Origin of the sequence: Microtetraspora sp. NBRC 13810, from assembly GCF_030268685.1 — a bacterium.
In the GTDB taxonomy this organism is placed as follows: Bacteria; Actinomycetota; Actinomycetes; order Streptosporangiales; family Streptosporangiaceae; genus BSRQ01.
Window position 1 is genome coordinate 14,965 of the sequence record NZ_BSRQ01000018.1, and the last position, 13,901, is coordinate 28,865.

The following is a 13,901-nucleotide window of genomic DNA, read 5'->3' on the forward strand; positions in this document are numbered from 1 at the left end:
CCGGGCCGCGGGATGGTCGGGCGGGTTCGCCGTGCCGCTAGGGCCGGCCGGCGGGAACGAGCAGGTCGAGCGCGACCCTCGCGGCGCCGACCAGGCCGGCGTCGGTGCCGAGGGCGGCGGGGGAGATCGTCAGCCTCCGGACGTAGCCCAGGTGGGCGCGTTCCCGCACGTGCCGCAGGAGCGGCTCGAACAGGATCTCACCCGACTTGGAGACTCCGCCGCCGACCACCACCTGGTCCAGGTCGCAGATCGTCGCGACCGCGACGATACCGGTCGCGAGCGCCGCCGCGCCCCGCTCGAAGGCGGCCAGCGCGAGAGGGTCGCCCGCCCGCGCGTCCGCCGCCAGCACGCCCGCGTCGGGCGGCCCGGCGGGACCGCCTCGCTCACCGGTGCCGCCGGCCGCCGAGGAGACGGCCACTGACGCGGTCACGGACGCGGTCACGGACGCGGCCACCGTCGCGGTGACGGCGTCGCCGGAGGCCGTGTGCCCCACGGCGGCGGTGACGTGCTCGGTGGTGGTCCGGCTGCCGATCCGGCCGTATACATCGGAGGTCTCGTCTGTGGGCTGCCGGTGTGCGCCCGCCCCTCCCGGGGAGCCGGCGGCGGTTCCGGCGGCGGCCCGGCTCGACGTGGAGGCGTTTCCTGAGGCGGCCCGGCTCGACGTGGAGGTGGTTCCCGGGGCGGTGCGGCCGGTCGCGGCGGTCTGCTCATCGGCGTGCCCGGCGGTCTGCTTTGCGTCGTGCTCAGTGGCGTGCCCGGTGGATTGCCCGGCCGCGTGTTCGGCTGCCGCGAAGTCGGCGGCGCGCCAGCCCTGGGCGCGGGCCCAGCGGACCAGGGAGGGGCCGCTGGAGAGCGTCTCCACGCAGCCGCGCCCGCCGCACGCGCACACCGGGCCGGTGGGATCGACGGTGATGTGACCGAAGTGCCCGGCGTTGCCGGTCGGTCCCGGGTACGGCCGCCCGTCCAGGACGAGGCCGCCGCCGATGCCGGTGGACACGACGATGCCGAGCAGCGCCGTGGCGTCCGCGCCCGCGCCCCGCCAGTGCTCGCCGACCGCCGCGGCCACCGCGTCCCCGACCAGCGCCGCGGGCACGCCCGGTACGGCGGCGCGCACGTGCTCCATGAGCGGGAAGTCCCGCCAGGCCGTGATGTTGACCGGGCTGACCGTGCCGCGCACCGGATCGATCGGCCCGGCCGACGCCACGCCGACAGCCGCCGGGGCGACCCCCTCCGACACCTCGGCGATCAGCCCGGTCAGCGCCCCGGCGACACGCATTCCGTCCGTGGAGACCGGCGTCGGCACCTGGCCGCGCCGCAGCACGGCGCCCTCGGCGGACACGATCGCGGCGGCGAGCTTGGTACCCCCGATGTCGATCGCCAGCACCGGAGCCCCGCCGGGGCCGGCGCCGGAGCCGGAGGCGGGAGAGGACGCGGACGGAGGGTCGAAGGGCGTCATGCGGTGCCGATCCTTGGCTGATCGAGGTGGGTCATGTCTGAGGGGGCGCGTCGGAAGGGATGAGGCGGGGGTGAAGGAGGCGCGCCGGAAGGGGTGGGCGGTTGGAGTGAGGTGGTCGCGTCGGAGGTCACCGATCCCGGCGATCCGCCCTTCGCCCAGCACATGGTGCCGGAACCGGCCGACTATGTAAAACAATCCCCACTCCACACGCGGGGAATTCGCCCGCCCGCCGCGACCACCCCGCTGACCAGCGAAGGAACCGGCCGTACCGGGCACATGGGAGCCCGGCCCGCAGTCCGGGCCGATCCGGCCGCCGAGTGAGAAGGATCACTGAGCCGGTGCCCCGGTCAGGCGGGGACGATCATGGTGACGCCGGGGGAGGAGCCCATGGTGGTGAGGGCGGCGCCGGCCTCCTCCAGGGAGATCGTCCGGGTGACGAGGAGGTCGGGCCGGAGGGCGCCCGAGGCGATCATGTCCATCATGGCGGGGTAGGTGCGTGCCGCCATGCCGTGGCTGCCGAGGATCGCCAGCTCGTGGCCGATGACCCGGCCCATCGGCAGGGTGGTGAGCCCGGGGAGCAGGCCCACCTGGACGTGCCTGCCCCGGCGGCGGAGCCCGTCGATCGAGGCGGAGCAGGTCGCGGCGGACCCGAGGGCGTCGAGGGAGAGGTGCGCCCCGCCCCCGGTCAGCTCCCGGATCCGCTCGGCCACGACGCCGGGCGGGAGAAACGCCCCCTGCGTGACCCCGGCGGACGCCACCGGGCCGGTGGATGCCGGGGCGGTGGGGGAGGCGGGGTTGAGCGTGGCGGTGGCGCCGAAGGTGCGGGCCAGGGCGAGGGCCGCGGGGGAGACGTCGACGGCGATCACGCGGGCGCCCGCGGCGGCCGCGATCATGACGGCGGAGAGGCCCACGCCGCCGCAGCCGTGCACCGCGACCCACTCGCCGGCCGCGACCGCGCCGACCTGGACCACCGCCCGGAAGGCCGTCGCGAAGCGGCAGCCCAGGCTCGCGGCGGTGACCGAGGTCATCGTCTCGGGGACGGCGACCAGGTTCACGTCGGCGTGCTCGATCGCGACGTACTCGGCGAAGGAACCCCAGTGGGTGAACCCCGGCTGGGACTGCCGTTCGCAGACCTGCTGCTCCCCGGCGGCGCAAGCCGTACAGCTGCCACAGGCGCACACGAACGGGACCGTCACCCGGTCGCCGGGCCGCCAGCCGGTCACGGACCCGCCCACCGCCTGCACCGTGCCGGCCAGTTCGTGACCGGGCACGTGCGGGAAGCGGCGGATGTCCGGATCGTGGCCCCGCCAGCCGTGCCAGTCGCTTCTGCACAGCCCCGTGGCCTCGACCCGGATGACGGCGCCACCCGCCGAGGGGGTGGGGTCGGGCACCTCGCCGAGGACCGGTTCGCCGTCGAATTCGTGATACATCACCGCACGCACCCGGTCACGGTACCGATCCCGGCCCCAGAGGTCACCCGGCGGGGCGGGGAGCCTGCTACCGGGGCCGCACCGGCCCGCCCACCGGGGTGAGGTGGTGGGGGAGGGTCAGCCGGCCGGGGTGAGGATGTCCGGGGTGAGGGTGTCCACGCCGGTGTGGCCGGAGAGGGCGACGGTGAGGTCGAGTTCGGCGAGCAGGCAGCGCAGGACGTGCCGTACGCCCTCCTCGCCGCCGAGGGCGAGGCCGTAGGCGTAGGGGCGGCCGACGAGGACGGCGCGGGCGCCGAGGGCGAGGGCCTTGGCCACGTCCGCGCCGGTGCGCACGCCGCCGTCGAACAGCACCTCGGCCCGGTCGCCCACGGCGGCGGCCACCGCGGGGAGGGCGTCCAGGGCGGCGATCGAGCCGTCCACCTGCCGGCCGCCGTGGTTGGAGACGAGCACGCCGTCCATGCCGGCGTCCACCGCGCGGCGGGCGTCGTCCGGATGCAGGATGCCCTTGAGCACAATGGGGCCCTGCCAGTGCTCGCGCAGGAAGGCGAGGTCCTCCCACGTCTTCGTGGGGTCGGCGAACTGCTCCGACCAGCACAGCACGGCGGCGTTCGGATCCTCCTCGACCGGTTTGTCGAGCATCGCCCGGAAGACCGGGTCGGCGAAGTAGTTGGCCACGCCGACTCCGCGCAGGAACGGCAGATAAGCCTGGTCCAGGTCGGCGGGACGCCAGCCGAGCAGCCAGGTGTCCAGCGTGACGACGAGCGCCGTGTAACCGGCCGCCGCGGCCCGGCCGAGCATGCTGACCGCGAGTTCACGGCTCCTGGGCCAGTAGAGCTGGAACCAGCGGGGCCCTTCGCCGCCGGCCGCCGCCACCTCCTCCAGGGTGTGCGAGGACGACGTGCTGAGGACCATCGGCACCCCGAGCGCGGCGGCGGCCCGCGCGACCGCGAGTTCGCCCTCGGGGTGGGCGATGGACAGCACGCCGACCGGGGCCAGCATCACCGGGGCGGGCATCGGCGTCCCGAGCACGGTGCGGCCGAGGTCGCGGCGGGACACGTCGCGCAGCATGCGCGGCACGATCCGCCGGCGGTCGAAGGCGTCCCGGTTCGCGCGCACGGTGCTCCCCGCGCCCGCGCCCCCGGCGATGTAGCCGAAGACGGCGGGGTCGGTCCGCCCGCGGGCGACGTCCTCCAGCGTGGTCAGGTCGGTGGGGAACCGCGGGCGCTCCCCGGCCAGCCCCTTGAGGTAGATCTCGAACTGGTAGGCGCTCGGTGGCCCGGCGTTCATGCCGTCTCCCTTCTGCACGTGATCTTCACGTGATCAGAACGTATGTCGGCGGCTCCGCCGGGAGGAGACCCCGAACCGGGTTCGGTTCATGAATCGTGATCTGATGGACGGATGAAGGTTCGGATCGGAGTGGCGCCTCCGCCGGGCGACGGCGCGGACCGCCTCGCCGCGGTCGCCGGGCGCGCCGAGGCGCTGGGCATCGACTCGCTGTGGCTGTCCGAGATCGTCTACGGGCCGTCGGCCGAGCCGTTCGTCGGCATGGCCTGGGCGCTGGCGGCGACCGAGCGGCTCAAGGTCGGCACCGGCGTGGCCATCCTGCCGGGCCGGCACCCCGTGCTGGTCGCCAAGCAGCTCGCCACGCTGGCCGCCCTCGCCCCGAAACGGGTGCTTCCCGCCTTCGGGCTGCTGCCCGCGAGGCCCGAGGAGCGGGCGGTGTTCCCGCTGCCGGGCGGCGGGCCGCGCGGGGCCGTGTTCGACGAGGCCATGACGTTGCTCCGGCTGCTGCTGCGGCAGGAGAGCGTGACCTTCAAGGGCGAGTTCTACAGCGTGTCGGACGCCAGGGTCGGGCCGCTGCCGCCCAGGCCGCTGGACATCTGGCTCGGCGGCAGCGGCCCGGAAGCGCTGCGCCGGGTCGGCCGCCTCGCCGACGGCTGGCTGGCCAGCCTGCTCACCCCGCGGGAGGCGGAGGCCGGGCGGCTGCGCATCCAGGAGCACGCGGCCGAGGCGGGCCGTGAGGTGGAGGCCGACCACTTCGGGATCAGCGTCCCCGTCGCCGTGGACGCGGTGCCCGCCGAGCTGGCCGCCGCCGTGGCCCGCCGCCGCCCAGGCACCGACCCCGCCACACTGGTCCCCGTCGGCTGGGCCGCGGCCCGCGACCTCATCGGGCGCTACGTCGAGGCCGGCCTGACGAAGTTCGTGGTACGGCCGGCCGCCCCGGTGCGCTCGGCGGAGGGGTTCCTGGAGGAGTTCGCCGCCGAGCTCAAGCCCCTGGAGAACTGATCCCGAACGCCCGGCGGGGCAGGTCGTAGGCGAGGTCGACGGCGGTCTCGACGGCCTCCGCCAGGGTGAGGCGGTGTTCGGCGACGAGGCGGGCCAGGTGCCCCGCGTCGGCGCGCCTGGCCAGGTCGTGCCGGGCCGGGATGGACAGGAAAGCCCGGGTGTCGTCCACGAACCCGGTGGTGTTGTAGAACCCGGCGCTGTCGGTGACCGCCTCCCGGTAGCGGCGCAGGCCGTCCGGGCTGTCCAGGAACCACCACGGCGCGCCCAGCCGCAGCGCCGGGTAGACCCCGGCCAGCGGGGCCAGCTCGCGGCTGTAGGTCGTCTCGTCCGTGGTGTAGACGATCAGCCGCAGCCCGGGGTCGCGGCCGAAGGACGCCAGCAGCGGCCGGAGCGCCCTGGTGAACTCCGCCCCGGCCGGGATGTCGAACCCGCGGTCCGGGCCGTAGGCCGCCAGCACGCCCGGGTCATGGTCGCGCAGCACACCGGGATGGATCTGCATGACCAGCCCGTCGTCCCGCGACATCTCCGCCATGACGTGCAGCATGTGCCCGGCGAACGCGCCGGCCGCCGCCGGGTCCGCGCCGCCGGCGAGCGCCTCGGCGTAGATCCGCGCCGCCTCGGCGGCGGGGAGCCGCTCGGAGGCGGCGGTGGCGTGGCCGTGGTCGGTGGCCAGCGCCCCGGCCTCGGCGAAGGCGCGCCGCCTGGCCCGCAGCGCCGCGAGGAACCCGTCGTAGGAGCCGGTGTCCACCCCGGTCAGCCCGGCCAGCGCGGCGATCTCGGCGGGCCAGCCGGTCCGGCCGGGATGCAGCAGCGAGTCGGGCCTGAAGGTGGGCACGACCTCGCCCCGCCAGCCGTCCGCCCTGATCCGGGCGTGGTCGGCGAGCGTGGACAGCGCCGAATCGGTGGTCGCCAGCACCTCGATGCCGAACCGCTCGAACAGCGCCCTGGGCCGGAACGCGGGCTCGGCCAGCCGCGCGGCGATCTCGTCGTAGAGCGCGTCCGCCGTCTTCCTCGACGGCGTCCCGGTCACGCCCAGCACCTCGACCAGCTCGTACTCCAGCCAGAACCGGGTGGGCGTGCCGCGGAAGAGGTGCCAGTGCTCGCAGAACGTGCGCCAGATCGCCCGCGGGTCGGTCTCGGCGGGCAGCGCGGCCGGGTCGCGGCCCGCGATGCCCAGCGCCTCCATCGCCACGCCCTGGGAGACGAGCATCCGGGTGAGGTAGTGGTCCGGCGTGACGAAGAGCTCCGCCGGGTCGCCGAACGGGGCGTCGTCGGCGAGGAGGGACGCCTCGACGTGCCCGTGCAGGCACAGCAGCGGCAGGTCGCGGGTCGCCGCGTGGATCTCGCGGGCGGCGGCGCGGGTCGCCGGATCGGCCGGCAGCGCGCGGTCGGGATGCAGCTTCGGATGCGTCACACCTCGCAAGCCTGACCGGGATCACAAACGATTGCAAGCCTGTCGAATGGGCGAGAAGCCACCATGGTTGACTTCTCCTACAAACGATTTCACACTGGGCGCGCGACGAGCGCAGGGGAGGCGGGCATGGGAGCGACGATCCGTGACGTCGCCCGCGCGGCGGGCGTCTCGCCCTCGACCGTCTCCCGGGCCCTGGCCGGCTCCGCCGTGGTCAGCCCCGCCACCACCGAGCGGGTACGGCGGGCCGCGGCCGGCCTCGGCTACGAGCCGAACCCGGTGGCCAGAGGGCTCATCACCGGCAGGACGGGCAACCTCGGCATGATCGTCCCCGACCTGGCCAACCCGTTCTTCCCCGGCGTCGTCAAGGGCGTGCAGGCCAGGGCCCGCGAGGCCGGGTACGCGGTCTTCGTCGCCGACACCGACGAGGACCCGCTGCTGGAGGCCCGGCTCGCACGCAGGCTCGCCAGGCAGGTGGACGCCCTGGTGCTGTGCTCGCCCCGGCTGAGCGAGGAGGAGCTGCTCGCCCTGGCCGGCGACGTCACCCTCGTCCTGCTCAACCGCAGGGCGGGCGCCGTCCCGGCGATCACCGCGGACAACGCCGGCGGCACCCGCCGGGCGATCGCGCACCTGGCCGCGCTCGGCCACCGCAGGGTCGGGCTCGCCGCCGGCCCGGCCACCTCCTGGTCCAACGCCGAGCGCGCCGCCGGGCTGCGCGCCGCCGCCGCGGAGAGCGGCGTGGACCTGGCCGAGCTGGGCGGCTACGCGCCGACCTTCGAAGGCGGGGTGGCCGCCGCCGACGTGGTCCTCGCCGCGGGGGTGAGCGCCGTCGTCGCGTACAACGACGTGATGGCGCTGGGACTGGTGAGCCGTTTCGCCGCGCGCGGCGCCGCGGTGCCCGGCCGGATCAGCGTCGTCGGCTGCGACGACATCCCGCAGGCCGTCATGGCCACCCCCGCGCTGACCACGATCGCGGTGCCGAAGGAACGGATCGGCAGGGCCGGGGTCGACCTCGTGCTCAGCCTCCTCGGCCACCCGGGCGCGAGCGGCCCGCCCGTACGCGAGCTGGACACCCAGCTCCTCGTCCGGGGCAGCACCGGCCCCGCCGCGGCCACCGAACGACCAAGGAAGCGAGCGCACCAGTGAGAATCACCGACGCCCGGGTGATCGTGACCAGCCCCGGCCGCAACTTCGTCACCCTGAAGATCGTCACCGACGAGGGGGTGACCGGGGTCGGCGACGCCACCCTCAACGGCCGCGAGCTGGCCGTCGCCTCCTACCTGACCGACCACGTGATCCCGCTGCTGATCGGCCGCGACCCCGCCCGCATCGAGGACACCTGGCAGTACCTCTACAAGGGCGCCTACTGGCGGCGCGGCCCGGTGACGATGAGCGCGATCGCCGCCGTCGACACCGCCCTGTGGGACATCAAGGGCAAGGTCGCCGGCCTCCCCGTCTACCAACTCCTCGGCGGGCGCTCCCGGGAGGGCGTGACCGTCTACGGCCACGCCAACGGCGAGAACGTGGACGACGTGCTCACCGAGGTCGCCCGCTACCGCGACCTCGGCTACCGCGCGGTCCGGGTGCAGACGGCCGTGCCGGGGCTCGAAGGCACCTATGGCGTGAGCAAGGACAAGCTGTTCTACGAGCCGGCCGACGCCGCGCTGCCCGGCGAGACCGCCTGGTCGACCGAACGCTACCTCGGCTTCACGCCCTCCGTCTTCGCCCGGGTGCGCGAAGAGTTCGGCCCGGAGCTGCGGCTGCTGCACGACGTGCACCACCGGCTCACGCCGATCGAGGCCGGCCGCCTCGGTCTCGCCCTGGAGCCTTACGCGCTGACCTGGATGGAGGACCCGGTCCCCGCCGAGCTGCAGGAGGGCTTCCGGCTCATCCGGGCGCACACCCGCACCCCGATCGCGGTGGGCGAGGTGTTCAACTCCGTCTGGGACTGCCACACGCTGATCACCGAGCAGCTCATCGACTACATCAGGGCCACCGTCGTGCACGCGGGCGGCATCACCCACCTGCGGCGCATCTTCGACCTCGCCGCCCTGTACCACGTGCGCAGCGGCTCGCACGGCGCGACCGACCTCTCCCCGGTGTGCATGGCCGCCGCGCTGCACCTCGACGTCAGCATCCCCAACTTCGGCCTCCAGGAGTACATGCGGCACACCCCGGAGACCGACGCCGTCTTCCCGCACGGCTACCACTTCGAGGACGGCTACCTGCACCCCTCGGAGGAACCCGGCCTCGGCGTCGACATCGACGAGGAACTCGCCGCGGCCTACCCCTACAAGCCCGCCTACCTCCCGGTCAGCAGGCTCATGGACGGCACGGTGCACAGCTGGTGACCGCGGAGAGGCTGAGCCTGGCCGAGCTGCCGCGGCTCAGGCGCGAAGGCCGGGTACGGCTGCCGCCGTACGATCCCGCCGAGCTGGCCGTCGGCATCGTCCACCTGGGAGTCGGCGGCTTCCACCGGGCCCACCAGGCGCTCTACACCGAGGACGCCGTCCGGGCCGGCGACGACCCGCGCTGGGGGATCTGCGGGGTGACCCAGCGCTCGGCCGGCGTGGTGCGGCTGCTGCGCCCGCAGGACGGGCTCTACACGGTGCTCGACCGGGGCCCCGGCCACCTGTCCGCCCGGGTCGCCGGGCCGCTCCGCGAGATCGTGCACGCGGGCGACGAACCGGACCTCGTCCGCGGCCGGATCGCCTCCCCGGCCGTGTCGATCGTCACGCTGACCGTGACGGAGAAGGGCCACCGGCGCGCCGGGGACGGCGGGCTCGACCTCGCCGACCCGGTGGTCCTGGCCGACCTCGCCGGCGGGCCCGCCGTCAGCGCCGTCGGCAGGCTGGCCCGCGGCCTCCAGGAGCGGATGCGGCGCGGCGGGGCGCCGATCACCGTGATGTCGTGCGACAACCTCGTCGCGGGCGGCGCCGTGCTGCGCCGCCTCGTGCTCGACTTCTGCGCGGCGCTGCCGGCCGCGGAGGGCGGTCCGCTGGCCGGGTGGATCGAGGACGCCGTGCGGTTCCCGTCCAGTGTGGTGGACCGCATCGTGCCCGCCGCCACCGACGCCGACCGGCGGGACGCGGCCGGGCTGCTGGGCGTGCGGGACGAGGGTGCGGTGGCGGCGGAGCCGTACCGGCAGTGGGTGATCCAGGACGACTTCGCCGCCGCCCGGCCGCGCTGGGAGCTGGCCGGCGCGGTGCTCACCTCGGACGTGGCGCCCTACGAGGCGGTGAAGCTGCGGCTGCTCAACGCGTCGCACTCGCTGCTGGCCTACCTCGGGGCGCTGGCCGGGTACGACACCATCGCCGAGGCGGTGGGCGACCCCGGCCTCGCGGCGGCGGCGCGGCGGCTGATGGAGGAGGACGCCGGGCCCACCCTCACCGTGCCGCCCGGCGTGGACCTCGCCGGATACCGGCAGGCTGTCCTGGAACGGTTCGCCAACCCGGCGCTGCCGGACCGCACGGTCAGGGTGGCGATGGACGGTTCCCAGAAGCTCCCGCTGCGACTCCTCGGCACCGCCCGCGACCGGCTGGCCGCCGGGGCCACCCCCGAGTGGGCCGCGCTCGGCGTGGCGGCGTGGATGGTCTACGTCGCCCGCGGCCGGGACGCCAGGGGACGCCCGCTGCCCCTGGACGACCCCCTCGCCGACCGCCTGCGCGCCGCGGCCTCCGGCGTCACCACCCCACGAACCCTGGTGGAACGCCTCACCGCCATCGAGCCCATCTTCGGCCGCGACCTCCCCGAGACCGACTCCTTCACCACCGCCGTCACCACCCACGTCACCCACCTCCTCCACACCCCCTGACCCCACCCCCGCCCCAAGCACCCCGCCTTCGCGCCTTCGCGCGCAGGGGTGGGCACCCACCTCTCCCCGGCCTCCGCGCAGGGGTGGACACCCACCCCCGCCTTCGCGCGCCGGGGTGGGCGGCCACCTTCCCCCGCCTCCGCGCGCCGGGGTGGGCGGCCCCCCGCCTTCTCTGCTGTGGCGGCGGGGCGGCGGGGCGGGGGATGATGGGGGGCATGAGTTGGGGAGGGGTTCGATGAGCGGGCTGGAGGGCGGCGTGGTGGGCGATGCGGTGACGCGGGTGGACGCCCACCACCATGTGTGGGATCTGAGCGTCCGCGACCAGCCGTGGATCACCGGTGAGGAGATGGCGGCGATCCGGCGGGACTTCACGCTGGACGACCTCGCACCGCACGCCCGGCGGGCCGGCGTCTCGCGGACGGTCCTGGTGCAGACGGTGGCCGACCCGAAGGAGACGCCCGAGTTCCTCGCGCTCGCCGCGGGCTCGTCGCTGGTGGCGGGGGTGGTCGGCTGGGTGGACCTCACCGCGCCGGACGTGCCGGGGGCGCTCGCGGCCCTGCGCGCCGGGACGGGCGGGGAACTGCTGGCCGGGATCAGGCACGGCGTGCAGGGCGAGCCGGACCTCGCCTGGCTGTGCCGTCCCGACGTACGCCGGGGGCTGGCCGCCGTGGCGGACGCGGGGCTCGTCTACGACCTGCTCACCCTCCCGCATCAGTTGCCCGCCGCGATCGAGACCGTCCGCGCGCTCCCCGGGCTCACCTTCGTCCTGGACCACCTGTCCAAGCCGCCGATCGCGAGCGGCGAGCTGGAGCCGTGGGCCTCCGGCGTGCGCGAGCTCGCCCAGTCGCCCAACGTGTACTGCAAGCTGTCCGGCATGGTCACCGAGGCGCGGATCCCCGGCTGGACCGTCGAGGACCTGCGTCCCTACGCCGACGTGGTGCTGGAGGCGTTCGGCCCGGAGCGGGTCATGTTCGGCTCCGACTGGCCCGTCTGCCTGCTGGCCGCGTCCTACGCCGAGGTGACCGACGCGGCGGAGCGGCTCACCGCGGGCCTGTCCGAGCCCGAGCGCGCGAGCGTCTTCGGCGGCGCCGCCGTACGCGCCTACAGGCTCGGCTAAGCCGGCCCCAACAGGCGCCGCCGTACGCGCCTACAAGCTCGGCTAAGCCGGCCCCAACAGGCGCCGCCGTACGCGCCTACAAGCTTGGCTGGGCCGGCCCCAACCGGCCCGCGGCCGGACGGGCGCCGTCGTACGCGCCCGCGGGCTCGCGTAGGCGGCGCCGCGTTCTCCGGATCGAAGCCCTTGTCCTGACGGGACCCGCGGCTTACTGTGGTCGTGTGACCGCGTGACCAGATTTCTCATCCGGTCACGAAGTCACGAGGGGGAGGGCGGCGCATGCGGAAGACGGCGGACCCGAGGGCGGACCGGAGGCGGCGGGCGGAGCGGATCCTCGACGCCGCCGGGGAGCTGCTGGTGTCGTGGGGATACCGCCGGGTGACCGTCGACGAGGTGGCCCGCCGGGCGGGGGTCGGCAAGGGGACCGTCTACCTGCACTTCGAGACCAAGGAGGCGCTGTTCCTCACGGTCCTGATGCGCTCGCAGCTCGCGCTGGCCGAGCGGTTCCTGGACGACATCCGGCGTGATCCCGAGGCGGTCCTGCTCAGCAGGATCGTCGCCACGGCGTTCAGATGGGTGCACGAGGACCCCATCCTGCGCGCGGTCCTGATCGGCGACACCGAGACGCTCGGCACGCTCTCCCGCAGCGCGCCGGATGTCGCGGGCGACATCCTCGACGAGCGGTGGCGCGTCGTCGACGCCTACCTCGACGTGCTCCGCGAGCACGGGCTCGTCCGCGCGGACGAGTCGCGGGAGGCGCAGCGCCACGCGCTCGGCGCGATCATCACCGGTTACCTGACCGCCGACGCCCTGATGCCCCCCGGCGGCCCGGATGTCGAGGGTAGGGCCGCCATGCTCGCGCACGTCGTCAGGGCGGCCTTCGAGACCCCCGGCGATCGCGCTGCGGTCCACACCGTCGTGCCCCGGGTCGTCGCCCTCTACCAGCACATGCTCGACCGCCTGCGGCAGGAGATCGGCAGGCGGGATCTCAGCTGACCACCGATGGAGGACAGATCATGAGCATGACCGGCTCCGGCGCGGAGATCGTCGACCTGATGGACCCCGCGCTGCTGAGCGACCCGTTCGGCGGCTTCGCGCGGATCAGGGAGGAGTCGCCGACGGTCCTCGGCAAGATCTTCGGCGTTGAGGCGCCCATCTGGATCGTCACCCGGTACGACGACATCAAGGCCGTGCTGAGCGACCAGCGGTTCGTGAACAACCCGGCCAACGTGCCCGGCGCGGACACGGAGAACCTCCGGGTGAAGATACTCAAGTCCCGCGGCATACCCGACGAGTACGCCCCCTACGTCCTGGACACCATGCTCGACACGGACGGCACCGACCACGTGCGGCTGCGCCGGCTGGTGTCGCGGGCGTTCACCGCGCGCCGGGTGGCGGAGATGCGGCCACGGGTCGAGGAGATCACCGAGGAACTGCTCGACCGGCTGGAGGAGTCCGCCGTGGACGGCGTCGCCGACGTCATCGACGGCTTCGCCTACCCGCTGCCGATCACCGTCATCTGCGAGCTGGTCGGCGTCCCCGAGGAGGACCGCCCGCAGTGGCGGGACTGGGGCAAGGGGCTGACGTCGATGAAGCCGCAGGACGCCGGGGACGCGCTGGTCGGCATGATCGAGTACATCGAGGCGCTGGTCGCCCGGCGCCGCGCGGAGCCCGCGGGGGACCTGCTGACCGAGCTGATCCGGGTGCACGAGGAGGAGAGCGACCGGCTCAGCGACACCGAGCTGACCACCATGGTCCTCACCCTCGTGTTCGCCGGGCACGAGACCACCGCGCACCTGATCGGCAACGGCACCGCCGCGCTGCTCACCCACCCCGCGCAACTGGCCCTGCTGCGCGCCGAGCCGGAGCTGATGCCGCGCGCGGTGCACGAGCTGATGCGCTGGTGCGGCCCCGTCCAGATGACCAGGACCAGGTACGCGACGGAGGACATCGAGATCGGCGGGGTCACGGTGCGGCGCGGCGAGCCGGTGATGGCCATCCTGGTGTCGGCCAACCACGACCCGCGCGAGTTCGACGGGCCGGAGCGGCTCGATCTCGCCCGTGAGCAGGAAGGCCGCAAGGAGACCCACGTCGGGTTCGGGCACGGGCTGCACTACTGCCTGGGCGCGGCGCTGGCCCGCCAGGAGGGCGAGGTGGCGTTCGCGGCGCTGCTGCGCCGCTTCCCCGGCCTCGCCCTCGCGGTCCCGCCGCAGGACCTGGAGCGCGAGCCGGTGCCGGGGACCTGGCGCCTGGCCCGGCTGCCGGTCCGGCTCTGACCAGCGGCCCGGCCGTACGGCTCCGGGCGGGCTGACCAGCGGTCCCGCCGTACGACTCCTGGCGGGCTGACCAGCGGTCCCGCGGTACGGCTCCTGGCGGGTGACCCGTGGCCG

Annotated in this window: 12 protein-coding genes; 8 read left to right on the plus strand and 4 right to left on the minus strand. The window is 74.8% G+C overall.

All coding sequences use genetic code 11. The features are described 5' to 3' along the window. Positions 1-37: 37 nt before the first annotated feature. Positions 38-1,456, minus strand: coding sequence for an ROK family protein (locus QSK26_RS29585; protein ID WP_285778571.1), 1,419 nt, complete (start codon positions 1,454-1,456; stop codon positions 38-40). A gap of 93 nt (positions 1,457-1,549) precedes the next feature. Between QSK26_RS29585 and QSK26_RS29590 the strand changes: the two genes are divergently transcribed. Beyond that, positions 1,550-1,777: a hypothetical protein gene (locus tag QSK26_RS29590; protein ID WP_285778572.1), complete on the plus strand. Its 228-nt coding sequence runs from the start codon at positions 1,550-1,552 to the stop codon at positions 1,775-1,777. Between the two features lie 26 nt (positions 1,778-1,803). On the opposite strand, the gene QSK26_RS29595 is transcribed toward QSK26_RS29590, so the two are convergent. After that, the gene (locus QSK26_RS29595) at positions 1,804-2,886 is read right to left on the minus strand and encodes an alcohol dehydrogenase catalytic domain-containing protein (RefSeq protein ID WP_285778728.1); all 1,083 of its coding nucleotides are present in this window, start codon (positions 2,884-2,886) and stop codon (positions 1,804-1,806) included. 117 nt (positions 2,887-3,003) lie between these two features. Then, positions 3,004-4,173, minus strand: coding sequence for a lactate 2-monooxygenase (locus tag QSK26_RS29600; RefSeq protein ID WP_285778573.1), 1,170 nt, complete (start codon positions 4,171-4,173; stop codon positions 3,004-3,006). A gap of 111 nt (positions 4,174-4,284) precedes the next feature. Between QSK26_RS29600 and QSK26_RS29605 the strand changes: the two genes are divergently transcribed. Beyond that, positions 4,285-5,172 (plus strand): TIGR03854 family LLM class F420-dependent oxidoreductase, encoded by an 888-nt coding sequence (locus QSK26_RS29605; RefSeq protein WP_285778574.1) that lies wholly within the window; start codon positions 4,285-4,287, stop codon positions 5,170-5,172. Here the strand turns inward: QSK26_RS29605 and uxaC are convergent. After that, a complete protein-coding gene (gene uxaC / locus QSK26_RS29610) occupies positions 5,153-6,586 on the minus strand; it encodes a glucuronate isomerase (RefSeq protein WP_285778575.1) in 1,434 nt (477 codons plus the stop codon). The two genes, QSK26_RS29605 and uxaC, sit on opposite strands and share 20 nt — an antisense overlap. Positions 6,587-6,712: 126 nt before the next feature. Here uxaC and QSK26_RS29615 point away from each other — a divergent pair, with 126 nt between their 5' ends. The 6 genes from QSK26_RS29615 (at position 6,713) to QSK26_RS29640 (ending at position 13,787) form a co-directional block, all read left to right on the plus strand. After that, positions 6,713-7,729, plus strand: a complete 1,017-nt coding sequence (locus QSK26_RS29615; protein WP_285778576.1) for a LacI family DNA-binding transcriptional regulator — start codon at positions 6,713-6,715, stop codon at positions 7,727-7,729. After that, positions 7,726-8,934, plus strand: coding sequence for a D-mannonate dehydratase ManD (manD, locus tag QSK26_RS29620; protein WP_285778577.1), 1,209 nt, complete (start codon positions 7,726-7,728; stop codon positions 8,932-8,934). The genes QSK26_RS29615 and manD overlap by 4 nt, the downstream gene beginning before the upstream one ends. Continuing rightward, positions 8,931-10,397, plus strand: a complete 1,467-nt coding sequence (locus tag QSK26_RS29625) for a mannitol dehydrogenase family protein (RefSeq protein WP_285778578.1) — start codon at positions 8,931-8,933, stop codon at positions 10,395-10,397. Before manD ends, QSK26_RS29625 begins: the two co-directional genes overlap by 4 nt. 235 nt (positions 10,398-10,632) lie before the next feature. Continuing rightward, complete coding sequence (locus QSK26_RS29630; RefSeq protein ID WP_285778579.1) at positions 10,633-11,514, plus strand: amidohydrolase family protein; 882 nt, start codon at positions 10,633-10,635, stop codon at positions 11,512-11,514. A 276-nt stretch (positions 11,515-11,790) separates the two neighbouring features. Then, a complete protein-coding gene (locus tag QSK26_RS29635) occupies positions 11,791-12,507 on the plus strand; it encodes a TetR/AcrR family transcriptional regulator (protein WP_285778580.1) in 717 nt (238 codons plus the stop codon). 20 nt (positions 12,508-12,527) lie between these two features. Further along, a complete protein-coding gene (locus QSK26_RS29640) occupies positions 12,528-13,787 on the plus strand; it encodes a cytochrome P450 family protein (RefSeq protein WP_285778581.1) in 1,260 nt (419 codons plus the stop codon). The last annotated feature ends 114 nt before the right edge of the window (positions 13,788-13,901 follow it).